Here is a 26,373-nt window from a genome sequence, read left to right as displayed (position 1 = left end):
CGGGGCCCCGGTTTAAAACAAGCTAACAAATTATAAAATGTAATATATCATGCCTTGGTTCTGTACCTTGGTTTGTGCTTCTTCTTTTGGCGGCTCTTCGGATAACAGCTGCTTCAGGTCCTGCTCAATTTTAAAGCTGATGGCCGTAGTGGGCGTATCGGTAGGTTTGTTCTCAAAAGGGTCCTGCAGGTGTATAGCCATTTTTTCTATCAAAAAGAAAGATGACGAAATTGCCACTACCAAAGGCACCTGGAACACACCGAATAACTCTATCAGGCTGAAAGGCAGCATCAACACAAAAAGCAATACCAGTATATGAACGTAAAAGCTATACGTTACCGGGAACACCGTATTTTTAATACGCTCGCAACCACCCATCGCGTTGGAGAAACGGGTTAACGTTTCATCCATGGCAACCTGCTGGTATTCACTTATCCAGCCCATGCGTAACAACAGGCGCAAATCATTACCATGCTGCTCCATTAATGCAAGGGGAACATGCTTTTGGCGGTCTATATGCTTCTTTTCATCTTCGGTAATATACTTGCCTACACAATTATGGGCATCCTGATTGCGCAGGTGGCAGCTTAAGCTATAGCACCAGGCCATTTGCCGCCTGATGATGCGTTCTTTTAACGCGCTTTTATCAAGCTGATCATAGGAGTTATCTACAAAAGTTAATACCTGCCTTGCAAACGAGCGCGAATCGTTAACGATGGCACCCCATAAGGTACGGGCCTCCCACCACCTGTCATACGCCTGGTTTGAGCGAAATGCCAGTAACAATGAGATAATGGTACCTAAAATGCCCGGCACAGCAATGGGAATAGATACTCCCGGGAAGCCGAAATAGGTATGCGCAATGTATACCGCGACTGAGTAAACAGTTAATAAAGTGATCTCTAACTTTATTTTGCCGAACACATAACTAATGGGGATATTCTTTTTGAGTAACATAAGCTTTTGAGTTTATTAACCGATGCTGTTAGATAATTCGAGATCGGCCGGTACTGCCGAAGGTTTTAATTTTGGTAAAGTGTATTGAATAGCCGGGTTGCAATTCAAATGGATAACGTGCGTTTTACTGCGGTTAATGAATGCCAAAGGGTCAACGCTGTCTTTACTGATGCTTTCGTACTGGTAATCGTCTAATAAAACGATCGAATCAACCTGGTGGGCATCTAAGAAGTTTCTGAATGCAGCAACGGTACTGCCGAAAAAGAACTCGATGCTGATCTTATTTATCCTGTCTGCATAATTGTTTTTTGCCTGAACGTATGCCTTGTAAAACCCCGGCGAGATATAATTGTATTCAGTTGAGCGCCTTGCCAGCATAAGTAACTCCTGCTCAGAGTCGGTTATCTTTAACAGATGTACCATAATGATATTCAGCTTTTCGGGATAAACCTTTTTTACAAGCTCGGCAATACAATTAAGCGACTCCGGTTTAAAATCTGTTGGAATGAGGATAGTTTTCATGGTTATTAATTATTTTATGTTGAACTGCTTTTGTTTGATACAAGAGTAGCGCCCAATAATTAGTAACCTATAAGAGAGTTATTAGAATTTGATTAGAATTTACACTGCCGCCGAAGGCAGGAATACCTGTATCTCGGTACCGATATTAACTTCGGAGCGGATACCGATAGAGCCTTTGTGTAAGCGGATGATATTTAGCGCTAAAGGCAAACCTACGCCATGCCCGTTATAATCGTGTGTGTTTGATGCACGAAAGAAGGGCTCGAAGATATGCTGTAGCTCGGTAGTTGGTATGCCAATGCCTTTATCGGTAATAGCAATAACCACACTTTTATTTTGAACGGACAGCTTGATAACCACCAGTTTGTTTTGCGAGTATTTGCAGGAGTTATTGATAATGTTGCTTATCGCGAGGTTTAATAAATTACCGTTACCCAGGATGTTTAAAGCTTCATCATTATCGGGCAAAGCCGAAAAATCAACTTTGATGTTACTTTCGGGATGTATTTTTTTAACCGATTCAACAGCCGTCCATATCAATTCGTCAATCCTGATCTTTTGCCAGCTTTGCTTTTTGCCATCATAGCCCGACTGGGCCAATAACAACAGGCTGTTTAGTATCTGTGTCAGTTTATCGCTTTCGGCATGTATGGTGTTCAATAAGCTAATATCGGCAACCCCACGTTTTAAAGCTATCTCTACCTCGCTGTTGATAATGGTGAGAGGGGTACGTAGCTCGTGCGAGGCATTGCTCACAAAATTATTTTGTGTTTCAAAGGCCGTTTCAAGCCGGTTAAGCATATCATTAAAGGTGTTGGATAACTCCGCTATCTCATCTTTCCCTAAAGGCTCCAGGCGCAGGTGCAGGTTATTTGATGTAATACTCTTTACCTTATCGGTGAGCTTACGCACAGGGATAAAGGTATAGTACGAGAACAATTTACCTGCAAAAAACACCACGATAAGCGAACCGAAAAACCCAAGCACCAGTATTTTCTTTAGCTCCTGTATTTCCTGTAGCCCCGAAGGATTGGAGGCCGAAACAATAACCAAATACTTTTGCTTGCCTATGCTTACTAATTTTCCGGCAAAAAACTGGTTACCCTGTTTATAGGTGTCATTTCCGGTGGCTATTATGCTGTTAAAAAACTCAATTGGTAAACCGTGGTTAGCAAACTTCCCCGATGAGTCTGCCTTAAATATTTGCTCTTTTTCGGCTTCTAACTTTTCGAGGTACTTGTTCCGCACCTCCTGGTAGGCATCGCTTTTTTCGCCGGGCTGTAGCCTTATTTGCGCAGCCAGGTTTACACGGGCTTGCAGGCGCTTGTAAAAATCCTGGTAGTTAAACTGGTATTCAAAGTAAAAAATGAAAGCATTGAGCAATAGTAATATAGCTATTGAAAGGGCTAAAAAGAGTAAGGTTATTTTAGTTTGAATTTTCATTTAGTCGCCCTCTTTCATCATATAACCCATCCCAAAAACAGTTTGGATATATTTACCGGGGTTTTGCTTATCCAATTTTTTACGCAGGTAATTAATGTATACATCAACCACGTTGGTGCCCAGGTTAAAATCAATATCCCAAACACTTTCCAATAATTGTATGCGCGATAATACCTTGCGCTGGTTTTTTATAAAATGTTCTAATAAGCGGTATTCGGTAGCGGTAAGGTTTAGGGGCACCTGGTTTATGCTGGCTATTTTAGCATCGGCATCCAGTTCCAGGTCGGCAATGCGGTAGGTGTTTTTATTTTGTATTGTGGTATTGCCCCCGGCACGGCGTAGTAGTGTTTTTAAACGTGCCGCAAGCTCAGCCATTTTAAAAGGTTTAACCATGTAATCATCCGCACCACTGTTAAGGCCGGTTACAATGTTCTCTGTCGAGTCGAGCGCGGTAAGCATCAGTATAGGGATGAGGGCATCGCTTTCGCGGATATGGCGGCATAGCTGTATCCCATCCATCGATGGCAGCATCACATCCAATATAATAAGGTCAAACTTATGGTCGGTTGCCATTTGCAACGCTGTCAGCCCATCGGTAGCAACGCTTATTTCAAAGCCAAAATCGGCAAGGCCACGCTTTATGGCCGATACAATATTGGGCTCATCCTCAACTAATAATATAGCCATTGGGTAATTTGTAAAAACACAGTTTTATACTGTTATCTCTTTTTAAAAATACAGTATAACCGTGCTTAAAAGATATAAGCAGTTAAAATTGTTTTCCGGATATCAATATATCGGCGGATACTTAACCGGGTTGCTTTCGCTCATCATACCATAAACAGCCTCAACAATATCTTCGTGCGATGGTTTGCTGAAGTAATCCCCATCCGACCCATAAGCAGGGCGGTGTTGCTTGGCAGTTAGGGTACGTGGCTGGCTATCCAGGCTGTAATATCCGTTCTGTTCTTCAACAATATGTTGCAGTATGTATGCCGAAGCGCCTCCGGGAACATCCTCATCAACAATAAGGAGCTTGTTTGTTTTCTTTAACGAAGCAGCGCAAATATGCTCAGTATCAAAAGGATATAATGTTTGCGGATCGATGATCTCGATGCAGATGCCTGTGGCCTCTAAAGCAGCAGCTGCTTCCTCAACAATACGCAATGTTGAACCGTATGATACGATGGTTACATCACTGCCTTGGCGTAATATTTCGGCCTTGCCAAGCGGTACAGTAAAATCACCTACGTTAGTTGGGAGTTTTTCTTTTAAACGGTACCCGTTAAGGCACTCAATAACAAGGGCAGGCTCATCACCGCGTAAAAGGGTATTATAAAGCCCTGCAGCCTGAGTCATGTTTCGGGGTACGCAAATATATAGCCCGCGCAAAGCGTTCAATATAAAGCCCAGGGGCGAGCCTGAGTGCCATATCCCTTCGAGCCTGTGGCCACGGGTACGAATAATAAGCGGCGCCTTTTGCCCCGCGTAAGTACGGTAGCTTAAGCTTGCCAGGTCATCGCTCAGCACGTTCATGGCGTACATCAGGTAATCCAGGTATTGTATTTCGGCAATAGGGCGGAGGCCACGCATGGCTAAGCCCATTCCCTGGCCAATAATGGTTGCTTCACGTATCCCGGTATCGGTAATGCGCAGATCGCCAAATTTTAGTTGTAAGCCTGCAAAGCCCTGGTTAACATCGCCAATAGCGCCAACATCTTCACCAAAGGCAACTATACTTTTATCGCGGTTAAAGTTTTCTTCAAAGCAAGCATTAAGTATCTCACGGCCATCTATCAAACGGGCAGCCTCATCATAATTGGCCGGGCTAACCGGTACATTCAGCGGAGTATAATGTGTTTCGCTAAATAGTTTCGAATTATATCGTTCTTTATTTTTCGCGTTCTCCTGTTTTAGCCAGTCCAGCAAAGCAAAGCGCTGGTCTGATGCTTCATTTACCGTAAGCAATAATGTTTTACGGGCAGCAGCCATTACATTATGCCTGCCCGGGTCAACCTCTGCCTTTAGTTTAGCAGCAATTTCGAGCAATTGTTCGCCAGCTAATGATGTTGCCGCGATATCTTCTATCAGTACAGCGGCATCATTCAGTTCTGCTTTAATGCTTTTATCCAGTGTACCCCATACTTCGCGCTGGCACTCACGTACATACTTTTTGGCAACCTCCTCAAGTTCATCCAATTCGGGGCCGGTGGCTATGGCTGTTTCGAGCATCCATTTGCGCATTTGTACAAGGCAGTCGTGCTCATCTTCCCATGCCAATCGCTCTTTTGATTTGTAACGCTCATGCGATCCGGAGGTGGAGTGCCCTTGCGGCTGCGTCATCTCGGTAACGTGTATCAATACAGGTACATGCTCTTCGCGGCACACTTTAATAGCGTTTTCGTAAGTTTCGCACAGGCCAACATAATCCCAGCCGCGTACTTTAAATATCTCGTACCCGTTAGTACCCTCTTCGCGCTGAAAGCCTTTTAATATTTCGGATATATCTTCTTTTGTAGTTTGGTATTTTGCCGGTACAGATATGCCATAAGCATCATCCCAAATGGAAATAGCCATAGGTACCTGTAAAACGCCAGCCGCGTTAAATGCCTCAAAAAACAAGCCTTCGGTTGTTGATGCATTGCCTATGGTACCAAAAGCAACCTCGTTACCGCTAACCGAAAATTTATCAAGGTAGGCAAGCTCTTTGTTTTGGCGGTATAGTTTTGACGCGTATGCCAGCCCCAGCAAACGTGGCATGTGCCCGCCCGTGGTTGATATATCCGATGCACAGTTCATCGTCTGTGTCAGGTCGTACCATTCGCCATTCTCGTCAATAGTACGTGTAGCAAAGTGGCAGTTCATTTGCCTTCCGGCAGATGCGGGGTCTTTTTCAACATCGGGGATGGCGTATAACTGGGCAAAAAACTCCTTTAAGTTGCTCATGCCGGTAGCAAACATAAAAGTTTGGTCGCGGTAATAGCCCGCGCGCCAGTCGCCTTTGCGAAATGCCTTGGCCATAGCCAGTTGCGCTACTTCTTTGCCATCGCCAAATATGCCAAACTTGGCTTTGCCGGTAAGCACTTCGCGGCGCCCTATCAGGCTGGCCTGTCGGCTTTCATAAGCTATCCGGTAATCATTAATTACCAGGGCCTTAAAAGCGTCAAAGCTTAATTGCGAAACATCAATATCGTCGGTAGCGTTAAACCCAGTATCCGGCATATAAAATTTGGTTTATTCAGCAAAAATATAAAATTCTATTTTGCTAACATTATACTTATCAACTAAACCATTACATTTTTTTATAGTTTAATTGATATTGAATAATTACTTATTAATTGATATTGAATAATTACTTATATTTGTAATACACAACACAAGAATATGAAAAAATTAATGATTTTATGTGCGGTAATTTTAGGTTTTACAATTACTGCTTCTGCACAAACTGATACAAAATCTGAATTTAAATTTGCTTCGGAGAAGTATGATTTTGGTAAAGTACCTCAGGCTAAACCTGTTACTACCAATTTTGAGTTTACAAACATTGGCGAAGAGCCATTGATACTAACCGAAGTTAGGCCAACATGTGGTTGTACAATTGCTGACTATACCAAAACCCCGATTAAAAAAGGTGATAAAGGTACTATCAAAATTACTTACAACGCTGCGGTGCCGGGTGTGTTTAACAAAAGCATTGTAGTAACATCAAATGCCAAAACACCACAAAAGGTATTGGTAATATCGGGCGAGGTTGTTGCTGCGGCAGCGGCTCCGGCAAGCACCAATGGCAGTAAATAAGTAAAAACTAATTTGTAAAGTATTTTAAGCTTCCCGGCATACCGGGGAGCTTTTTTGTTTTTAAACCTTGTTATTTTTTAATTTAGCCGCGGTACATAAAAAGAAAGCCATGCCCGTTATCCGTATAGAAACATTGATAAACGCACCTGTCGGGGTTTGTTTCGATCTGTCCAGAAGCATAGATATGCATGTGGCATCAACACGGCATACCGGCGAGCGTGCAGTAGCAGGGCGTACCAGCGGCTTAATTGAATTGAATGAAACCGTAAGCTGGCGCGCCAGGCACTTTTTTGTATGGCAAACTTTAACCTCAAAAATAACAAGGATGGACCGGCCTGTTCTATTTGTAGATGAGATGGTTAGCGGCGCTTTTAAAGCGTTTAAGCACGAGCATTACTTTATTCCGGCAGAACATGGCCAAACATTGATGACCGATATTTTTAACTTTGAATCGCCTTTGGGTTGGCTGGGTATACTTGCAAATCAATTATTTTTAACCCGCTATATGGAAAAATTGCTGGTTAAGCGTAATGAGATCATAAAAACCACAGCTGAATCCGGGCAAAACGTAACAGACCAATATTTATCTCAAACAACAACATAACACATGCGTGGATTGAAAACCATTATCTTCCTGATCATATCAAATACTTTTATGACGTTTGCCTGGTACGGGCACCTCAAATTTAAGGAGTATAGCTGGGGTAAAAGCATGGGGCTGTTTACAGTTATACTGATAAGCTGGGGCCTCGCATTTTTTGAATATGTATTCCAGGTGCCTGCAAACAAAGCAGGCTTTAAAGGCGATGGTGGCCCCTTTACGCTGGTGCAGCTAAAAACCATACAAGAGGCAATTACCTTAACTGTGTTTATGATATTTAGTGTGCTTTTTTTTAAGAATGAGCGATTGGGCTGGAACCACTTTGCAGGGTTTGGCCTTATTGTACTTGCTGTATTTGTGATATTTAAAAAGTGGTGATAGGCCTCGCCGGTTTATTTACCCGTATTAGCCAACAGCACCCGTAAAAAATTGCCGCCTTTTATTTTATTGATGGCAACCTCGGTATAACCAATTTTGCGCAAAGCGTTAAATAGTTTTGGATAATCGGCAACGCTGTCCATTCCTAAAGGGTACGATTCTGAACCATCAAAATCAGATCCGATGCCTACATGGTCAATACCTATCAGCTTAACTATGTAATCAATATGTTTAACCAACAGGCTTAATGGTGGTCGCATAGGGTCGGTTTCCGATTTATAGATATTGTTCAGCCTGATGTTGGCCAGCGTTTCATCATGATATATGGTAAAAAGAGAATCCCTCTCTTTTATATGCTTACGCAGAAAAATGTTGTCTTTTTTATCAAATGTGCTATCAATAAATGCGCTGTAAAAATTTATAAAAACAACACCCCCGTTTTTGGCGATAGCTTTTAATTGTGCATCCTTTAAATTACGCCGGTTAGGTGCCAGGCTGTACACGCAGCTATGCGATGCGATGATGGGTTTTTTAGATGTGGCTATTACATCGTAAAAAGTTTTTTCGCCCACGTGCGATACATCTATCATCACGCCAAGCTCATTGAGGTGGCGCACAATTTGTTTGCCGTAAGCGGTAAGGCCAAGATGCTTTGTGGTATCTGTATTGCGCGTTTCATCCCGGGCGGATGTTGCCCATGCGGTACTGTTGTTCCAGGTGAGGGTAAGGTAACGCATGCCCCGTTTGGTCAGCGAATCTATGTAATCCATTCGCCCTTCTATCATGTGCCCGCCTTCAACGCCTATCATCGCGGCAAGCCGGTGCTTGTTTACCGCCTGTTTAAGCTGGGCGGCGTTGTGTACCAATGTTATTTGTTTAGGATAACGTTTAATGAGCGCGTAAAGCGAATCGATTTCGCGATTAGCCATCTTATATGCCGTGCCTGTACCATATTGCTCGCCACACCATATTGAAAATACCTGTGCGTTAAGGCCACCGGCTTTTGCCCTCACCAAATCAAAATTGCCACTGTTTTGTAATTTACCAAGGTCAAATTTGGTGATGAGTTGGTTTGATATCACATCATTGTGGGTATCAACCAATAGCTGGGCTTTTGCAGTTAAGCAAAACAGGAGGGGCAAAAGCAGTAGCGATTTTTTCATTAGGTTAAGATACTAAATAAATTCGTACCACCCTGTTTTAATGGTAGGCTAAAAATTCCATGCGGTTACCGTATGGGTCGTGAAAAGTAAAGCGGTCCCGGCCCTGTATAGGCACCTCTTCAATTATATTGATGCCATGTTTTTCTAAATGCTGCCTTGCCGCAGCCAGATCAGTAACCTGCATGGCAAAATGCCTTTTGGAGTTATTTGGGCCCAACTCTGTGCCTATATGTAGTTCCATGTTGGGTAGCTGGTACCAATAACCGCTTGATCCATCCAGATCGGCAGGGCGGATTTTAGGTTCAAAGCCCATCACGCTGATATAAAACTGATTTGCCTCGTGTTCTTTACCCGGCGGTACACATACGTAAACATGGTCAATACGTTCATAATTTATCATCATACGGTTGGTTTATTACTTTTAATTGTAAAATTAGAAATTATTATAAAGGCTGTAGCTGTAATACAGTGTATTTAAAACATTTTAGTTTTACAATCATTATATATTTAGTAATTTGCCTCAGTATAACCAAAATGAAAAGCTTACTAAATCCTGTTTACAGTAAGGAGATGATAGAACGGATAAACCGTTTAACACCATCTTCGGCAGCCCTGTGGGGTAAAATGAGGGTCGATCAAATGCTGGCCCATTTAAATGCTTTTTTCAATGCCGCTTTAGGCGAAGTAAAGCAGGAGCGGGTACTATCTGGCTATTTATTTGGCTGGATAGCTAAAAAAAAGATATTAAGCGACCAGCCTTTTGGTAAAGGCTTGCCAACAGCTAAAGCATTTTTAGCCAAAGGCGAGTATGATTTTGAAGCAGAAAAAGAACACCTCATTGCCTTGATCGAACATTACACCGCTACAAAGGGTAAAGACGTGAATAAATACCCTCATACATTTTTTGGACATTTAACCACAATGGAGTGGGATAAATTGATAACCAAACACCTTGAGCATCACCTGAGTCAATTTGAGGTTTAATCTGTTTTTTATATAAAATTAAAAAACTTGTACAGTATTCAGTACAGGTGTTTTGTGTATTTAACGTACTAAACGGCCATAACAGGCATAAATGAGTATACAATTAAGTATTGTGATATTGGCAAAGGTTTTGCAGTATGTTAAATACAATTTGAGTATTTCATTTGTACTAAGCTATCATCAAAACACAATTGTCATGAAAAAAATCATTCTTTCAGCAACACTGTTAATTTTAACAGTAATTTCAATAAATAATTCAGCACAGGCACAATCGCGCCCGGTAAGTGATCAGGCAAAAGGTGCCATTGTTGGTGGTGCAGCAGGTGCTGTTGCAGGCGGTTTAATAGGTCATAATGTTAAAGGTGCAATAATAGGAACAGCAATAGGCGCCGGTGGTGGTTATATAGTTGGCGATGCCATCCGCAGGAAAAAACTTAAAAAGGAGGCGGAAAGAAAAGCAGCTTATCGCCGTGCGCACCCGGTGCATCATTATACTACTTCAACTACTACTGCAAAACCCAAAACAGTTACAACAACTACTACGGTAAAAACAGTAAACTATTAATATATTTTGCTTGAAAATAAAAATCCCTTCATTTAACAATGGAGGGATTTTTTTGTGTTTTAGTTTTGCGATGCTTTATTATTATGTAGCAGTACACTGGTAATATCGAAAATTTCTTTTTTTAAGGTTTTGAAACTCCTGTTCAGATCCTTCAGCTCATCGTCCACCCGCTCATCTTCCAACTGTAAAAAGGCATCGCTTTTTGATGATAGGTTGTTTATCTTTTCTTCGATGTTTGCCTGGTGTTTTAAAATATCCTGTTTGATGTTATTCCTTACTATACCAAGCGAACCAAGGTGCATTTTGATAAGCTGGATACGGTTAACATGCTCTTCTTTTATCAGGTTAATAAAAAACCTGTCGAGCAAATCGGCCATGAATTTCATTTCATCATTAAGAAAGTCTACTTCCGATGTCCATTGTTTGTTTAAGGTATATAAATTAGCCATCATTTCATCGTGAACAAGGGCTTGGGGAGATGGATTGAGGGTTTCCATAATTGTATTTAATTTAGGTGTGATTAAATAAATATCATTTATTATGCTTGCATAATAAAGTTACAAGTATATTATCTCATAATCAATAATTTAAATGAAAAAAAATTAATGAGATCGGATGCTTTTAATGATTTTTACAATCGGGAGATAATTGTTCCTTCAAAATAAATATTTGCCTGTTGCTGTAACGTTACAGAAGATAATTTGTCTAACTGTTAGTATGATATTTTTAAAGCTTTTTGCCGAAAGTTTTGTGTTTGCGATGGATGCGCTAAGACAAAACAAACTACGTACAACCTTATCATTATTGGGTATAACCATTGGTATATTCAGTATTATAGCGGTGTTTTCGGCAGTTGATACATTGAGTGATAACCTCAACAAAAGCGTAAGCAAGCTTGGCAGTAATACCATATTTATACAAAAAATGCCATGGATATTTGAGGACGATTTTCCGTGGTGGAAATATAACCAGCGCCCCGCATTAAAAATACGCGATATGGAAGAGCTGGAAAACCGCATGCAAACTGCACAAGGTATATATTATCAATCGTGGTTAGCAAACCGGACTATAAAATATGAAAGTAAAAGTGTTGATAATGTAACCATTACAGCAGTATCTATTAACTATAATAAAACACGCCCGCTCGAGTTTCAGGAAGGCCGGTATTTTACCGATAACGAATCGCGCGGGGGCGCACCCGTGGCAATGATAGGGCATGCTGTTGCTGAGGGCCTGTTCCTTGATGCATCACTTGCCGAAGGTAAAATGATAAAAATATTTGGGCGCAATGTTAGGGTGGTGGGTGTGTATGTTAAAGAGGGTGATGATCCGCTGGGCATTTCGCACGACAATGTGATAACACTGCCCATTAACTTTGCACAGCAGTTGATTGATGTGGAAAGTGATAGGTACGACTCTCAGATCGTTGTAAAAGGTCACGAAGGCATATCTGAAGCAGCTGTAGAGAGTGAACTTGAAGGTGCAATGCGTTCTATTCGCCGCATACAACCCAATCAGGAGGATAATTTCGCGATCAATAAAAGCACGATGATATCAGACCAATTTGACCAGGTGTTTAAAGTATTACATACCGTGGGTTTTATCATTGGTCTTTTCTCTATTTTGGTAGGTGGTTTTGGGATAGCCAACATCATGTTCGTATCAGTTAAAGAGCGTACTAATATTATCGGTATCCAAAAATCATTAGGCGCTAAAAACTATTTTATACTGTTCCAGTTCCTGTTCGAAGCCATATCGCTATGTGTAATGGGAGGGGTGTTGGGTATTATATTGGTTTATGCCGGTACCTTCGCGGTAAAATCAGCCTGGGACCTGCAAATAAACCTTTACCTGAAAAACATTATTTTTGGCGTAAGTGCTTCGGTTTCTATTGGTATTATTGCCGGTATTGTACCCGCATGGTTTGCGGCACGGTTGGATCCGGTGGAAGCCATCAGAACAAATTAGAATCCATATTTAATGAACTCAAGAACGATGACGCACTATGAGTTTTATTTTGATGGCGTGTAAGTTTGCCCCATGACCGAACAGCTTGCCATAGCAACGGCTTTTAGTTAGATTTGGCATCAACGTAAAGCGAAACTATGTTCGGCGAAGCTATTAAAGATCAACTTCAGATAATACCTGTTACCTTACTGCATGAGTACCGGCAGCAGGTAAATAACGGTCTGCAACAGAAGTTTGATGCTTTACATGATGCCGAAATATCAACGGATACGTTTAGCTTTTATACTTCGGTATCATCTGTTTTTTCGAGCAAGATAGAAGGGGAGGAAATTGAACTTGATTCGTACATCAAGCACAAGAAATTTGGCATCGAGTTTTTGCCTGATTATACCCGAAAAATTGACGACCTGTACAATGCCTATACATTTGCCAAAAGCAATACTTTAAACCAGGCCAATATTGAATATGCTCACAAGTTATTGAGTAAGCATATTGTAGCCAAGCATCAGCAAGGTAAAATGCGTGTGCACAATATGTATGTATCCACTGCCGATGGTAGAATTGAATATGTAGCAGCTACACCGTACCAGGTACCTGTAGAAATGGAGAAATTCTATGCTGATGTTGCGTTATTGCTATCTACTCCAATGGACATATAGGAAGTGTTTTTCTTTGCCAGCCTTATCCATTTGGTTTTTGTTAAGATACACCCTTTTAATGATGGGAACGGACGCACAGGCCGCCTGATCGAAAAATGGTTCCTCGCACAAAAGTTAGGTGATAAAGCATGGTTTATCCAATCAGAAAAAAATTATTACCAGCAGCACCAAACGTATTACAATAATTTAAGGGCTTTAGGTTTGGAATATCCTGAGTTAGACTACGATAAAGCCTTACTTTTCTTACTGATGTTACCCGGAGCTTTGGATTTGTAAAACTACTTTTTATCTAACAAACGCTATGCGCCCGGCACCTCAATTCACTTCATACCCTTTATAATGCTTCATTATTTTGCTGAAGAGTATTTCGGGTACAAAAGGTTTGGTGAGGTAATCTTCCATGCCGTACTTAACTGCTTTTAAGTGTGTTTCGGGCATCGCATCCGCGCTTAACGCTATAATAGGTATTTCGGGTTGGGTTTGCTTAATAATGGATGCTGCCTCAAAGCCATCCATAACCGGCATCTGCAGGTCCATAATAATAACATCGTAGTTAGTTGCCATTGCCATCTCTACAGCAATTTTACCATTCGATGCATGTTCTACGTTGGCTTGCCAGTTCTTTAAAAATTTGGTAGCTATCAGCAGGTTCATTTTATTATCATCAACCAGCAGCACGCGCATACCCTTCAGGTTGCTATCTTCCTGTGATTTGGCTGATTGAGCTTCACTTTCAGTGTGCTCATCCACATTTGCTTTTTCAAATACAATGGTAAAGCTAAATTCGGTGCCTTCGCCGGGTACGCTTACAATGTTTATGGTACTGTTATGCAATTCAACCAGGCGCTTGGTAATGGCAAGGCCCAGCCCGGTGCCCCCATAATCGCTCTGGGTACTTTGAAACTCCTGCGTAAACGGATCGAATATTTTCTCGAGGTTTTCAGGAGCTATGCCAATGCCGGTATCTGCAATGGTGAATTTAACCTGCACTTTATCAAACTTAACCTGCTGCGATTCCAGCTTTAAGTAAACTGTACCATTTTTGGTGAATTTAACCGCGTTGCTTAATAAATTATTAAGTACCTGGCCCAGGCGCAATTGATCGCCAATAAGGTTAACGGGTATATTTTTATCAAAAACCAGTTCAAGGTTAGTATCGTTCTCTTCGGCCCTTGTACTGAACGAGTTGAGCAGGTTGCTGCTTAACTTACTAATGTTAAATGGCAGTTTATACAACTCCAGTTTACCGGCCTCTATCTTATTATAATCTAAAATATCGTTAATCAGTTCGAGCAGGTTATTGCTCGAAAATTGTAAAGTGTGCAGGTATTCCAACTGGTTTGGAGCAGGATTGTCTTGCAATAGTAGGTTAGTGGTACCAATAACCGCGTTCATTGGTGTACGTATCTCATGGCTCATGATGGACAGGAACTCCGATTTAAACCGTGATGATTTTTCGGCATTCTCTTTTGCCATAATTAAGGCTTCGCGCGCTTTCTTAATTTCGGTAATATCCTCGCCAATGCTGGTGGTTTCGGTAATGGTCCCAAACTCATCGTGGGTAACTGTGTTTTTCCAGTTAATAACGCGCTGTTTACCATTACGGCAAAGAATAGGGCTGGTATGCTGCGCGTAAAAATTATCAGTCTCTAACCATCCCCTGAATTGTGCGCGCAAAATTTCGGGAACAAAGTTTCCAACCCAGTTCATGCCCAGCAGCTCGCTGCGCTCGTACCCTACAATATCAGCAAGGTGCTTGTTGCAAAATACAATATCGCCGTTTTTATTTAGGGTAACCGCGGCCAGGTTAATGGTTTCTAATACGTTTTTGTATTTGTTTTCGGCACGTTCAAAATCAAATTCAATTTTCTTACGCTCCGTCATGTCTTGCAGCGTGCCAATTATCTTTTTAATAATACCGTCTTTTTTAAGCGTTTTACCTATAATAAGGTTAAGGTATTTTATTTTGCCAGCTTTGGTAATTATGCGATACTCAACTACTGCCCGGGTAAGTTTAAGCGGGTTTTTAAACGCTGCGGCAAGCATCGCTTTATCGCCGGGGTGTACTTGCGATAGTAATAGCTTAAAGTGGTCGTCATGCCTTACCTCGTCTTTGTCAAACTCATAAATATGGTATATCTCATCACTCCATTGAATATCGTTCAAGGTAATATCCCATTTCCAACCACCAATTTTTGCAATAGCCTGTACTTCCATCAATTCGGCCTGACTTTGGCGTATTAGTTTATTGGCTATTTTACTTTCGGTAACATCCTGCACAATGCCGGCAACTTTTACAATTTTACCCTTATCATCCTTTACTGGATAACCGCTAACTACCTTAAAATATTTAAGATTTCCTTTCGGTGTAATGGAGCGATGTTCTAACTCATTAAGCGGGTTATTGGCCAACGTGTTAAAGTAATGCTGCGCATGGTCGCGGTCTTCGGGGTGTATCAGGCTGATATAATAATTCAGCTTTGATTTTTCTGCCGGGATATCGGTTACTTCCAGTATTGAAAATAAGTTGTTAGACCAATGGATATCGCGGCCGTTAATATCCGTCCACCAACTGCCCATTTTGGCAACCACTTGTTCGTTGTAAAGTACCAGTTCGTTTTCTTTTACCTTGGCAGCGCTTACTTTTACATCGGTAACATCATCCAGTGTAATGGTAATATGGCCGTTGTGTTTATTATCCTCGCCTAAAACCGGGTTAATGGTAACCGTATACCAACGGTTATTGTTAAAAAACGAATTAAACTCAAACTGCGTTTGCCTTAAAGTTTTTGCAGCAGTTTTAAAGTAACTGGCTATTTGTGGTATGCCAAGGGTATCAATATTAGTACCAATAATACTAACCAAATCTTTTTCTAAAACGTTATTGCTTGGGTACCACACATCTTTACATACCCTGTCTTCACCATAGGCCAAAACAATACTACTGTTCGCGCTGATGAGGTTTTGTAAGTTTAAAACTTTTTGATGCAAATTAACATAGGCTTGTTCAAGCTCTTCTTTTTGTAATTGAACATCATTGCGCATTAATATGCCCCTTACTATATACGTTCGCCTATAGTAAAATAAAATGTAGGTTAATGCTAAAAATATAATAACGGCAGGTACCAATATGGGGGCATCAACATGTACAATATTAAATGCGAACCCACCCGCAAAGCATACGGCTACCAGGCAGCTAAATGCAATAAACTCGTAAGTGCGCCTGCAAAAAAAGCTGACCAGTAAAATACATACCAGCGAGCCGAGGTAATACTCGCCAACAAAATTATTTAAACCCAGCAGGTAACAGTTATTTACCAGCAGGAAAACTGCGATAGAAAAGTAAGCATTAATGAAGTAAACGCGCTTATCATCAAAGTATGAAACGCCGATAGTGGTAAGGCAAATTAAACAGCTAAACCCGCGCAGCCAAAGCGGATCGATAGATTGTGGGGTGAAACTTAAAAAAAGGTAATGAAATGCAAGGTTAACAAAGCACAGTATAATAAAAAATAACCTGTAAAAGTCCCTGTCATCGGGCGCTTTTGATAGTTTATCTGTGTTTAAAAACATGCAAAGTCAGAAATATTTGGTGTAAAAAACAGTTTATTTTTAGGGCATGTAAAAAAACGATTAAATTTTTACAAATCCAATTGTAGTAATCTTTAAAAATACACAGATTTATTTACATTTGCGAATACAAACAACTTCTATGTCGCAAACAGTACAACTAATTATTGATAACAAAACCTATGAACTGCCTGTAATTACAGGTACGGAAGATGAAAAGGCTATTGACATTTCAAAACTGCGTGACCTTACAGGTTATGTTACTTTGGATATTGGCTATAAAAACACAGGTGCAACTAAAAGCGCTATTACGTTTTTAGACGGCGAGGTTGGCATTTTGAAATACAGAGGTTACCCCATAGAACAATTAGCCGGACAGTCTTCTTTCTTAGAAGTGGCTTATCTTTTAATCTATGGTGCATTGCCCAGCAAAGATCAGATCAAAGATTTTCAAGCCAAGATCAACCATCATACCCTCATTCACGAGGATATGAAGAAGTTTTTTGATGGCTTCCCGTCAAACTCTCACCCGATGGGGCAGTTAACAGCTTTGATCAGTTCATTATCGGCATTTTACCCTGAATCGTTAAACTCGGTACAATCTAAAGAAGATGTTGATCTGACTATTATCAAGTTGTTGGCTAAGATGACGACCATCGTATCGTGGATCTATAAAAAATCATTAGGCCACCCGGTAATTTATCCGCAAAATAAATACGATTACGTTACCAATTACCTGCACATGACGTTCGGTCAGCGTACCGAAGATGTAGTGATCGATCCGGTTGTTGTTGATGCCATGAATGTGTTGTTGATACTGCATGCAGATCATGAGCAAAACTGCTCTACATCAACCGTGCGTATTGTAGGTTCGTCCGAAGCTAATTTATATTCATCAGTTTCTGCAGGTATATCTGCACTGTGGGGCCCGTTGCATGGCGGTGCTAACCAGGCTGTTATTGAGATGCTGGAGAAAATTAAAGCAGATGGCGGCGATACAGATAAATGGATAGCCAAAGCGAAAGATAAGAACGATCCGTTCCGCCTGATGGGCTTTGGTCACCGTGTGTATAAAAACTTTGATCCGCGCGCCAAGATCATCAAAAAAGCTTGCGATGATATTTTAGAGAAATTAGGTATTGATGATGAGGTGTTGGAAATAGCCAAGCGTTTAGAAGAAGTTGCGCTTAAAGACCCTTACTTCATCGAGCGTAAATTATATCCAAACGTTGATTTTTACTCAGGCATCATTTACCGCGCTTTAGGCTTCCCTACCGAGATGTTTACCGTACTGTTTGCATTAGGCCGTTTACCGGGATGGATTGCACAGTGGAAAGAAATGAAAGAAAACAAAGAGCCAATTGGCCGCCCACGTCAAATTTACGTTGGTGCTGTTGACCAGGATTATGTTGATATTGAAAAACGATAATCCATATCTTTAGATAATTAAATGCTCCCAGGTAATGGGGGCATTTTTTGTTTAAGAGGTTTACTAATTTATGATTGGCTGATGATGAATAAATAGCCACTCAGCTTGTATATTTGAACAAGCTGTTATGGAAACCGAACAACAAAGCATTCTCCGAAAGATCATCCATATTGATATGGATGCTTTTTACGCGTCGGTGGAGCAGCGGGATAACCCGGAGTATCGCGGCAAGCCCATTGTTGTAGGTGGTTCATACCAAGGCAGGGGCGGGGTTGTGGCCACCGCCAGTTATGAGGCACGTAAATTTGGTATCCGCTCTGCCATGCCATCTAAAAAAGCCTATCAGCTTTGTCCGCATGCCATATTTGTGTTCCCGCGTTTTGTTGCCTATAAAGAGGTTTCTGTTAAAATAAGGGAAATATTCAGCCGCTACACCGATTTGATCGAACCGCTTTCGCTGGATGAGGCTTACCTTGATGTAACTAACGATAAGCTGGGCATCGGTTCGGCTATCGATATCGCCAAAGCGATTAAGCAAGCTATAAAAGATGAGTTGAACCTCACCGCTTCGGCCGGCGTGTCGGTAAACAAGTTTGTAGCCAAAATAGCTTCGGACATGAACAAACCCGACGGTCTCAAATTCATCGGCCCTTCAGGTATCGAAGCCTTTATGGAAACCTTGCCGGTGGAGAAGTTTTACGGCGTAGGTAAGGTGACCGCCGAAAAAATGCGCAACATGGGCCTGCACACCGGGGCAGATCTGAAACGACTGACAGAAGAAGAATTAGTAAGTAGTTTTGGCAAATCGGGCAGGTTCTATTACAAGATCGTTCGCGGCATTGATGACCGCGCTGTTAAACCCGATCAGGAAACTAAATCTATCGGGGCCGAAGATACTTTTGCTTATGACCTTACCACTTTGGAAGAAATGAACTCCGAACTGGATAAAATAGCCCTCATCGTGTTCAATCGCATCACTAAAAACCAACTAAAAGCGCGTACGGTAACGCTCAAAGTAAAATACCACGATTTTAAACAGATTACCCGTAGTCAATCATTCCCAATGCCAATTGATGATCTTGAAACTATTTCGGCAACAGCCAAAAAACTCATGGAAGCATCGTTTAAAGAAGGGCAACAGGTGCGTTTGTTGGGTGTTTCAACTTCTAATTTTGGTGATGTGATGCCAAGGCAAAGGCCGGAGAAGTTTGACGGGCAGTTAGAGTTATTTTAAGATTTTTTATGGAATATAATATCTGAAAGTATCTTTATGTAAACTTCAAAAATATGCGCTTTAGATTCCTGTTTATACTGTGCTTATTTATTAGTACTATTTGCTTTGCACAACAAACACTGGTTCTTAATAATGTAAAAAAGATCGACCTGATTGACCGGGGCGGCGGCTTGGGCGGTGGTCACGAAGCTAAATATAGTATTTTTAACGAAGGCGGTAATTGGATATGTTACCGGGAATATTTTTCGTTAAGTTCAATGTGGCACGATAAACACGAGGACGACGCTAAAAAAGAAATGGCAATAAGCCATAAGTATATTAAAAAAGTGAGTCTGGATGTTTTGCAATCGTTATTGATGAGTGCGCAACATATTAAACCACGATTGAACTGGAAAGACTTTAATATATCTGCCCAAACACTTATAACGTATAACGATACTTCATTGCACGCGGGGTGGGTGCCAAAAAAATGGAAAGGGAGATTTGAAAAATATTATTCTGATAGCACAATTAAAGTTGCCATAGAGGCTTTACAGCATGATAGCTGGACTGACGACGGCCCTTTTTGCGGTATACACATCATTGGAAAAAACAATGATACTGTTAAAATAGAAAGTTACAGGCAAGTGTACTATATGCTGCCCTGGAAAGTAAATAAAGTTGAGAGCTACGACATGTCGATCACCAACTTTTTTGTTGAGGTTACCGACCCCGGTTTATATTATTCAAACCGACTGCGTATGAAGGGTACCTATTTTCCTCAACTGGTTACCAATTATATATATACAAAATTTGCCAAGAATATATTCGAATATGATAACTGGTTTCATGATCATCCGGTTAATTTAGCTTTTTTGAAAGCTAATTTTGGTGTTACCTTTTCCCAGCACAATGCCAATGGAGGCGATGAATGCTATTTATCGAGCACGTTGCTACCCCAAAATATGTTTTTAAAAGCGGTGGTTAATATTGAGGATGAGAAAAGCATAGAAAGGCTCATCCGTCACCGCGACTCCATCGCAATGTATGTTGGCAGGCATAATTTTGTTTTCGACCATTGTATCAACAAGGAAGGCGTTACTATTATTTTTCCGTGGCAATATTTTTTCAATACAACATCCTGGTTAGATGACAAATATGTTCACGATCACCTTCATCAATTGAAAGGGTACGATCTTACCCAGGCCATATATTTCGAGGTAGTACATCACAAACCCGGACTATTGTGCGAAAGCCATTGGTTGTTATTAACCGATAATAAGTTGGTATTACTTGCCCATAGCGGCGATGAAGCTGCAAATATTCCTGATGATATATTGAAAAAGCAGCGGGATGATATATTTAACGGCCAATACCTGCTTTTTAGCGAAAAAGGAAATCTATTGGAACAAGCCAAATAGATCAGCTTTTTTACAGAAAGTCTGAGTAGATTTGTCGCCATGTTCACCCGCGTTGCCTGCTTAATGTTAACATGCCTGTTTTTAGCAGGTAGCACGTTATTGCCCTTGGGCGATTTCTCGCTCGCGGCTGATCTGCCGGGTATGTACCAAACCTACACCAAAGTGGTGAAGGAAGACCCTGATGTTATTGATTTTATTGGCGATTACCTGCTGCACGGCAAAGAGCTGTTCGGGCATAATAAGCACGATGCTTCCCCGCATGACGAATCGGGTTTACAATTTCAACACCAGGCAACTTCGCTTACTATTGTGTTTTTTAGCCTTCATGCCATAGCGCTGCACCTTCCGGTTATCTTTAAAATTTTTCCGTTGCAGCGCGAAAACATCCACACCTCCGATTATCAAAACGAATTGTTCAGGCCTCCACTCAGTTAAGCACATCCTGAATTAATTAAATTTCGTTTTACACTTTAAATCATTTTAATGAAGAAGCTACTATTGCTGTTACCCGCATTGCTATATATTACTATGGCTTATGGCCAAAACACGTTCCGCGCCATCATCCGCGATGATAAAACCAAACAGCCATTAATTGGTGCCAGCGCTTACATAGCCGCACTAAAACTCGGCACTACAACCGATACAACAGGCCACCTCACACTGAGTGTACCTAACGGGAACTTCGAAATCGTTTTTTCATATATCGGGTATAGCAAAACCGATAAGGGAATTACATTCCCAATGAAAAACCCGGATAGCGTTACCGAAATATACCTTGAACCACAGGGTGGCGAACTGGCCGAAGTAACCATTCAAACTACACGTACCAACCAAAACCTTAGCGATATTGCCACACGCATAGAAGCCCTGCCTGCCGAAGAGCTTGATGAAAAAGGAACTATGCGCCCGGGAGATATCAAGATGCTGCTGCAGGAAAGTACGGGTATTGCCGTTCAGGCCACATCCGCGGTAAGCGGCTCGGCCAATGTGCGCATACAGGGTTTGGATAGCCGCTATACCCAACTATTAAAAGACGGTATGCCCATGTACCAGGGCTTTTCGGGTGGCTTGAGTTTGTTGCAGATCAGTCCGCTGGATCTGAAACAGGTGGAGTACATTAAAGGCTCGGCATCAACACTATACGGTGGCGGCGCTATAGCGGGCCTCGTAAACCTCATCAGCAAAACACCCGTTGCCAAACCTGAGCTTACTTTTTTATTGAATGGCACCAGTGCCAATGGTGCAGATGCCAGTGTATTTTACTCGCAAAAATGGAAGCATACGGGGGTAACGGTATTCGGTTCGTATAACTATAATGGTGCTTATGATCCTTCTGCAACGGGTTTTACGGCTATCCCGCAAACAAATCGATTCACGGTTAATCCAAAACTGTTTTTGTATTTGGATGACAATAACAAAGGCTGGATAGGTTTTAATACCACTTACGAGAACCGTTTTGGCGGCGATGTGCAGCTTATTAACGGCAATGCCGATAATACTCACCAATACTTTGAACGGAATGAAAGCTATCGCAGCAGCACACAACTATCCTTTACCCATACAATAGATGCTGCTGCCAGCATTAATTTAAAAAATACCATTGGTTATTTTGATCGCCGTTTGGCGGAACCCGGCTCTGTTTTTAAGGGTACGCAATGGTCGTCCTTTAGCGAGGTGAATTACGTAAGGAACGGTAAAAAAGCTAATTGGGTAACAGGTGTAAACCTGTTGACCGACATTTTTTCTGCACAGGCACCCCTCAATAATCTTAATTATAATTTAACTACTTTGGGTGTTTTCGGTCAAAATAATTTTAAGGCAAATAATGTTTTCTCATTAGAAAGTGGTTTGCGTGTGGACTATAATAGCCCGGCAGAAGGCAAAGGTATATTTGTTTTACCACGCGTTAATGCCTTGTTTAAGATAAATGAGCATTTTACCAGCCGAATAGGTGGGGGCCTTGGCTATAAAATGCCAGCCTTATTTAACGATGTAAGCGAGGCCGATGGCTATCAACATATCCAACCCATATCATTCACCCAAACCAAAGCCGAGCAATCATACGGTGCCAATGCTGATGTTACTTACCGTGGCCCTCTTGGCGATTGCTACCTTACTTTTAACCAGTTGTTTTTTTACACCTATGTAGATCATCCCATCCTTTTGGTAAACAATACGTTTATTAATGCTCCCGGTAATATTTACACCCGGGGTGGCGAAACCAATATCAAGCTTACTGCCGATGGGTTGGGTATTTATCTTGGCTATACCTATACGGATACCAAACTGCATTACAATGGCATCACATCCACACAGCCATTAACGCCAGAAAATCGTGTGAGTTTTGATTTGACCTACGAGGTTGAAGGCAGCTTTAGAGCAGGAGCGGAAGCTTTTTACACCGGGCAACAATTATTGAATGATGGTACTATCGGTAAGGACTATCTCACATTTGGCTTACTTATTCAAAAAATGTGGAAACACCTGGATATCTATGTGAATTGCGAAAACCTTACCGACCGCCGCCAAACGCGTTGGGACAACATTTATACCGGTAGTATAACGCGTCCGGTTTTCCGGGATATTTATGCGCCGCTGGATGGGGTAGTGGTTAACGCGGGTATCAGAATAAAAGTGTTATAAACGCTCCATTTGTTGATAACATGTAAGCTATTAATGTCACTATGTTGACTAATACCTATTGGCTTGCTGGTGTTAAAAATGTAGCTTTGTACCCATTATATCCGAATAGAATGTCTGAAGAAATTGAACATATTAAATGCCTTATTATAGGCTCCGGTCCGGCGGGATATACTGCTGCTATTTACGCTGCGCGCGCTGATATGAAACCTGTTGTTTATACAGGTTTGCTTGCCGGTGGCCAGCTTACCCAAACTACCGATGTAGATAATTTTCCGGGTTACCCCAACGGTATCATGGGCCCCGAAATGATGGAAGACCTGCGCAAGCAAGCCGAACGTTTTGGCACCGATATCCGGTATGGCTATGTTAGCTCGGTCGATTTTTCATCCTTACCACACAAGGTTGTAGTTGATGAGTCTAAAACCATTACTGCCGATACGGTGATCATCTCAACCGGCGCATCTGCTAAATGGTTAGGTTTGGATTCGGAGCAAAAATATAATGGATTTGGTGTTTCGGCATGTGCTGTTTGCGATGGTTTCTTTTTCCGCGGACAAGATGTGGCGATAGTAGGAGCAGGCGACACCGCCGCCGAAGAAGCTACCTATTTAGCCAAATTATGCCGTAAAGTATATATGCTGGTTAGGCGCGATGAGTTCCGTGCTTCAAAAGCGATGGTTCACCGTGTGCAGCACACCAAAAACATCGAGATCATTTACAACAGTGAAACCACCGAGATCATCGGCAATGATACCGGCGTAACAGGTGTACGTATCCTCAACAACAAAACACAGGAAGAAAAGGTATTGGATGTAACGGGCTTCTTTGTAGCCATTGGCCACAAACCTAACACTGATATTTTTAAAGGCTGGATTAAAATGGACGAAACCGGGTACATCATCACCCATCCCGATTCTACCCAAACCAATGTTGAAGGTGTATTTGCCTGCGGCGATGCGCAAGACCATATTTACCGCCAGGCCATTACAGCTGCCGGTACAGGTTGTATGGCAGCCCTGGAAGCCGAGCGTTACCTGGCTGCTAAAGAGCATGTGGTAACAGCCTAAGTAAGTCAATATAAAATTAGCAAGCCTTTCGATATTTTATCGAAAGGCTTTTTTGTTGCCGTGCCTTGCCACAACAGGCTTGCTTTTTATACCCGCTGCACCTCTGATGATCTTCCACGTCGAGACATCCGAATCGAATACAGCGTTCAGCCCTTGTTCTTCCTGTGGTGGGTCGCCCATGTAATCATCGCCTGGTTTCCAGAATAATTGGCCGGGTATAGGCCTTGCTATTCCGCCGAAGGCCCAAAAATTTAGTCCGTTTATTACATCATGATTGTTTTTACTTTGCAGCCATTGCATCAGCAAATAGGTATAATAGCCATCGCGCGAATTGGTGCTCGATTTAATATCGAATGAATGTTTATCCCTGGGCAGGCCAAACTCCTCTATCACTAAAGGCTTATTTAGTTTTCGGGCAACTGCTACGTGTTTATCAATATAGTTTTTTGTGTTGCTAATAATGGTTGGCATGCCGGCAATTATCGATGTATCCTTAAACCACTGCCAGTTTTTTGGCCAGATGTGGATGGTAAGGTAATCAATATTTTTATCGGCATGCACGGCCTGGTAAACATCCATGTTATTATCCGTAGCAATATCACCCTCACTGCCGGTGGTTACAAGGTGGTTTTTATCTATAGATTTAATGAGCGCCGCCGTGTGGCTTATCCATTGCACATATAAAGGCGTATTCGCCGTACCCATTGGTCGTGGCTCGTTGCAGAGCTCCCAGGCCATAATTGCAGGGTCGTCCGCATATTTAAAACCACTGAAGGTATTTTTGCGGGTAATAATATGTTTGATGTACCTATCCAGTGCGGCCTTGCAGTTATCGCAGTTAAAAAATTGGGTAATGTATGCTTTTGATTTATCCCAGCTATATTCGGGTGTTTTTGGCAGGGGCTGTGGGCCGTAGCCGTTCCATTGCAGGTATTGGCCAAAGCCGCCGCTCCATTCCCAGGTATTGGTTAAAAACAGTACGGCTTTCATTTTGCGTTTGCCCATTTCCTGCAGCAGGTAATCCAGGCCGATCATCAGCTTGTCGTCATAAACCCCTTGCTCAGGTTGGTTGGATTCCGGCACGCGGAAAGGGTATGTACTTAAACCTTCGGCGCCAACCATAACGCGTAGGTTGGTTACGCCATTGTTTTTCAGGAAGTCAAGCTCGGTTTGTATACGCCTCTTGCCCGATTCGCCTTTTACAACGCTTAGCAAACCACCGTACCAGTAGTTTGCACCAATATATTGGTAGATTTTGCTGCCAATTATAAAGTGGTGCTCCAGCGCACGCACATACACGTGTTGAGCAAAGGCTGTCATCCCCGAAAAGGTGAAAAAAACAAGAGCACAGGTAAACCTTTTAAGTTGATGGGTTTTGCAGGGTGAACGCATAGCTGTAATATTGTATTACAATTATAACGATAAAATGAAATACTATTTGCTGCCGGTGATATTGCTTTTTTCGACTCTTACTTTTGCACAAAAGCACGATGGACCTACACCCATAACCCCCGCTATAGAAAAGAAGATAAATGCTGAAATTGAAAAGGAAATACCCGTGTTTTTGGTAAAACTGGAAAAGGAAACGCAGGAGCGGACCGATAAGTTTGATGAATCGGTAAAGTTTTGTACGGATACCTTTAAGATAGAGCGTTTTTTGAATAAAGCGATGGATTACGATTATTCAACAACCGGCATGAATAAGATAGTTTATGATGCGGCCGCCAAATACGATGTACTGATGAACAAATATTACAAACTGTTATCGGCCAAATTAAAACCAAAAGACAAAGCTGTTTTATTGACAGCACAGCGCAGCTGGCTGGCTTATCGCGATAATGAGTTGAAACTTTACGGCATGCTTACCCAGGATGAGTACTCCGGTGGTGGTACAATTCAATCAAACTTTCGGTCATCGCATTATATGGAGCTAATAAAAGAAAGAGCACTTAAATTATGGAAGTATTACGCCGGGTTGTATAATTAAAC

The 26,373-nt window shown here is 41.7% G+C and carries 25 protein-coding genes; 15 read left to right on the top strand and 10 right to left on the bottom strand.

Features of this window, described 5'->3' with window-relative positions:
- Nucleotides 1-30 precede the first annotated feature (30 nt).
- The 5 genes from KXQ82_RS08385 to KXQ82_RS08365 all read right to left on the bottom strand — a co-directional run bounded on the left by KXQ82_RS08385 (nucleotide 31) and on the right by KXQ82_RS08365 (nucleotide 6,144).
- Entirely contained in the window at nucleotides 31-957 is a 927-nt protein-coding gene (locus KXQ82_RS08385) for a bestrophin family protein (protein ID WP_219487735.1), read from the bottom strand.
- A 15-nt stretch (nucleotides 958-972) separates the two neighbouring features.
- The gene (locus tag KXQ82_RS08380) at nucleotides 973-1,479 is read right to left on the bottom strand and encodes a hypothetical protein (RefSeq protein ID WP_219487734.1); all 507 of its coding nucleotides are present in this window, start codon (nucleotides 1,477-1,479) and stop codon (nucleotides 973-975) included.
- 99 nt (nucleotides 1,480-1,578) lie between these two features.
- Entirely contained in the window at nucleotides 1,579-2,922 is a 1,344-nt protein-coding gene (locus KXQ82_RS08375) for a HAMP domain-containing sensor histidine kinase (protein WP_219487733.1), read from the bottom strand.
- Complete coding sequence (locus KXQ82_RS08370) at nucleotides 2,923-3,609, bottom strand: response regulator transcription factor (protein WP_219487732.1); 687 nt, start codon at nucleotides 3,607-3,609, stop codon at nucleotides 2,923-2,925.
- Nucleotides 3,610-3,711: 102 nt separating this feature from the next.
- Nucleotides 3,712-6,144, bottom strand: a complete 2,433-nt coding sequence (locus KXQ82_RS08365; protein WP_219487731.1) for an alpha-ketoacid dehydrogenase subunit alpha/beta — start codon at nucleotides 6,142-6,144, stop codon at nucleotides 3,712-3,714.
- A gap of 162 nt (nucleotides 6,145-6,306) precedes the next feature.
- Here KXQ82_RS08365 and KXQ82_RS08360 point away from each other — a divergent pair, with 162 nt between their 5' ends.
- From KXQ82_RS08360 to KXQ82_RS08350, 3 genes are all read left to right on the top strand, one after another.
- Nucleotides 6,307-6,723 carry a DUF1573 domain-containing protein gene (locus tag KXQ82_RS08360; protein WP_219487730.1) on the top strand — a complete coding sequence of 139 codons (417 nt, stop codon included), beginning with the start codon at nucleotides 6,307-6,309 and terminating at the stop codon, nucleotides 6,721-6,723.
- Between the two features lie 67 nt (nucleotides 6,724-6,790).
- The gene (locus tag KXQ82_RS08355; protein ID WP_255563532.1) at nucleotides 6,791-7,327 is read left to right on the top strand and encodes an SRPBCC family protein; all 537 of its coding nucleotides are present in this window, start codon (nucleotides 6,791-6,793) and stop codon (nucleotides 7,325-7,327) included.
- Nucleotides 7,328-7,330: 3 nt separating this feature from the next.
- Nucleotides 7,331-7,702, top strand: coding sequence for a DMT family protein (locus KXQ82_RS08350; RefSeq protein ID WP_219487729.1), 372 nt, complete (start codon nucleotides 7,331-7,333; stop codon nucleotides 7,700-7,702).
- A 14-nt stretch (nucleotides 7,703-7,716) separates the two neighbouring features.
- Here the strand turns inward: KXQ82_RS08350 and KXQ82_RS08345 are convergent, their stop codons facing one another.
- Entirely contained in the window at nucleotides 7,717-8,865 is a 1,149-nt protein-coding gene (locus KXQ82_RS08345) for a dipeptidase (protein WP_219487728.1), read from the bottom strand.
- Nucleotides 8,866-8,902: 37 nt separating this feature from the next.
- Nucleotides 8,903-9,268, bottom strand: coding sequence for a VOC family protein (locus KXQ82_RS08340; RefSeq protein ID WP_219487727.1), 366 nt, complete (start codon nucleotides 9,266-9,268; stop codon nucleotides 8,903-8,905).
- Between the two features lie 131 nt (nucleotides 9,269-9,399).
- Here KXQ82_RS08340 and KXQ82_RS08335 point away from each other — a divergent pair, with 131 nt between their 5' ends.
- Both KXQ82_RS08335 and KXQ82_RS08330 read left to right on the top strand, forming a co-directional pair.
- The gene (locus tag KXQ82_RS08335; protein WP_219487726.1) at nucleotides 9,400-9,849 is read left to right on the top strand and encodes a DUF1569 domain-containing protein; all 450 of its coding nucleotides are present in this window, start codon (nucleotides 9,400-9,402) and stop codon (nucleotides 9,847-9,849) included.
- A 196-nt stretch (nucleotides 9,850-10,045) separates the two neighbouring features.
- Nucleotides 10,046-10,414, top strand: a complete 369-nt coding sequence (locus tag KXQ82_RS08330) for a YMGG-like glycine zipper-containing protein (protein WP_255563531.1) — start codon at nucleotides 10,046-10,048, stop codon at nucleotides 10,412-10,414.
- Between the two features lie 59 nt (nucleotides 10,415-10,473).
- On the opposite strand, the gene KXQ82_RS08325 is transcribed toward KXQ82_RS08330, so the two are convergent.
- A complete protein-coding gene (locus KXQ82_RS08325) occupies nucleotides 10,474-10,911 on the bottom strand; it encodes a hypothetical protein (protein ID WP_219487724.1) in 438 nt (145 codons plus the stop codon).
- Nucleotides 10,912-11,131: 220 nt separating this feature from the next.
- Here KXQ82_RS08325 and KXQ82_RS08320 point away from each other — a divergent pair, with 220 nt between their 5' ends.
- From KXQ82_RS08320 to KXQ82_RS08310, 3 genes are all read left to right on the top strand, one after another.
- Entirely contained in the window at nucleotides 11,132-12,382 is a 1,251-nt protein-coding gene (locus KXQ82_RS08320; RefSeq protein WP_219487723.1) for an ABC transporter permease, read from the top strand.
- A 137-nt stretch (nucleotides 12,383-12,519) separates the two neighbouring features.
- Nucleotides 12,520-13,041: a Fic family protein gene (locus tag KXQ82_RS08315; protein ID WP_219487722.1), complete on the top strand. Its 522-nt coding sequence runs from the start codon at nucleotides 12,520-12,522 to the stop codon at nucleotides 13,039-13,041.
- Between the two features lie 3 nt (nucleotides 13,042-13,044).
- Nucleotides 13,045-13,317, top strand: coding sequence for a Fic family protein (locus KXQ82_RS08310; RefSeq protein ID WP_219487721.1), 273 nt, complete (start codon nucleotides 13,045-13,047; stop codon nucleotides 13,315-13,317).
- Between the two features lie 39 nt (nucleotides 13,318-13,356).
- On the opposite strand, the gene KXQ82_RS08305 is transcribed toward KXQ82_RS08310, so the two are convergent.
- Nucleotides 13,357-16,614, bottom strand: coding sequence for an ATP-binding protein (locus tag KXQ82_RS08305; RefSeq protein WP_219487720.1), 3,258 nt, complete (start codon nucleotides 16,612-16,614; stop codon nucleotides 13,357-13,359).
- Nucleotides 16,615-16,753: 139 nt separating this feature from the next.
- Here KXQ82_RS08305 and KXQ82_RS08300 point away from each other — a divergent pair, with 139 nt between their 5' ends.
- The 6 genes from KXQ82_RS08300 (at nucleotide 16,754) to trxB (ending at nucleotide 24,384) form a co-directional block, all read left to right on the top strand.
- Nucleotides 16,754-18,040 (top strand): citrate synthase, encoded by a 1,287-nt coding sequence (locus KXQ82_RS08300; protein ID WP_219487719.1) that lies wholly within the window; start codon nucleotides 16,754-16,756, stop codon nucleotides 18,038-18,040.
- A gap of 127 nt (nucleotides 18,041-18,167) precedes the next feature.
- On the top strand, nucleotides 18,168-19,274 hold the full coding sequence (dinB, locus tag KXQ82_RS08295; protein WP_219487718.1) for a DNA polymerase IV: 1,107 nt from the start codon (nucleotides 18,168-18,170) through the stop codon (nucleotides 19,272-19,274).
- 53 nt (nucleotides 19,275-19,327) lie between these two features.
- Nucleotides 19,328-20,674, top strand: coding sequence for a hypothetical protein (locus KXQ82_RS08290; protein WP_219487717.1), 1,347 nt, complete (start codon nucleotides 19,328-19,330; stop codon nucleotides 20,672-20,674).
- A 63-nt stretch (nucleotides 20,675-20,737) separates the two neighbouring features.
- The gene (locus KXQ82_RS08285; protein WP_219487716.1) at nucleotides 20,738-21,109 is read left to right on the top strand and encodes a hypothetical protein; all 372 of its coding nucleotides are present in this window, start codon (nucleotides 20,738-20,740) and stop codon (nucleotides 21,107-21,109) included.
- Between the two features lie 48 nt (nucleotides 21,110-21,157).
- Entirely contained in the window at nucleotides 21,158-23,317 is a 2,160-nt protein-coding gene (locus KXQ82_RS08280) for a TonB-dependent receptor (protein ID WP_219487715.1), read from the top strand.
- 110 nt (nucleotides 23,318-23,427) lie between these two features.
- Nucleotides 23,428-24,384, top strand: a complete 957-nt coding sequence (trxB, locus tag KXQ82_RS08275; protein ID WP_219487714.1) for a thioredoxin-disulfide reductase — start codon at nucleotides 23,428-23,430, stop codon at nucleotides 24,382-24,384.
- A gap of 36 nt (nucleotides 24,385-24,420) precedes the next feature.
- Here the strand turns inward: trxB and KXQ82_RS08270 are convergent, their stop codons facing one another.
- Nucleotides 24,421-25,704 (bottom strand): glycoside hydrolase 5 family protein, encoded by a 1,284-nt coding sequence (locus KXQ82_RS08270; protein WP_219487713.1) that lies wholly within the window; start codon nucleotides 25,702-25,704, stop codon nucleotides 24,421-24,423.
- Between the two features lie 106 nt (nucleotides 25,705-25,810).
- Between KXQ82_RS08270 and KXQ82_RS08265 the strand changes: the two genes are divergently transcribed.
- Complete coding sequence (locus tag KXQ82_RS08265) at nucleotides 25,811-26,371, top strand: lysozyme inhibitor LprI family protein (protein ID WP_219487712.1); 561 nt, start codon at nucleotides 25,811-25,813, stop codon at nucleotides 26,369-26,371.
- Nucleotides 26,372-26,373: the final 2 nt, after the last annotated feature.

The organism is Mucilaginibacter rivuli (genome assembly GCF_019391655.1).
In the GTDB taxonomy this organism is placed as follows: domain Bacteria; phylum Bacteroidota; class Bacteroidia; order Sphingobacteriales; family Sphingobacteriaceae; genus Mucilaginibacter; species Mucilaginibacter rivuli.
The sequence above is the reverse complement of the archived record's forward strand: the minus strand, read 5'-3'. Positions and strand labels throughout refer to the sequence as shown.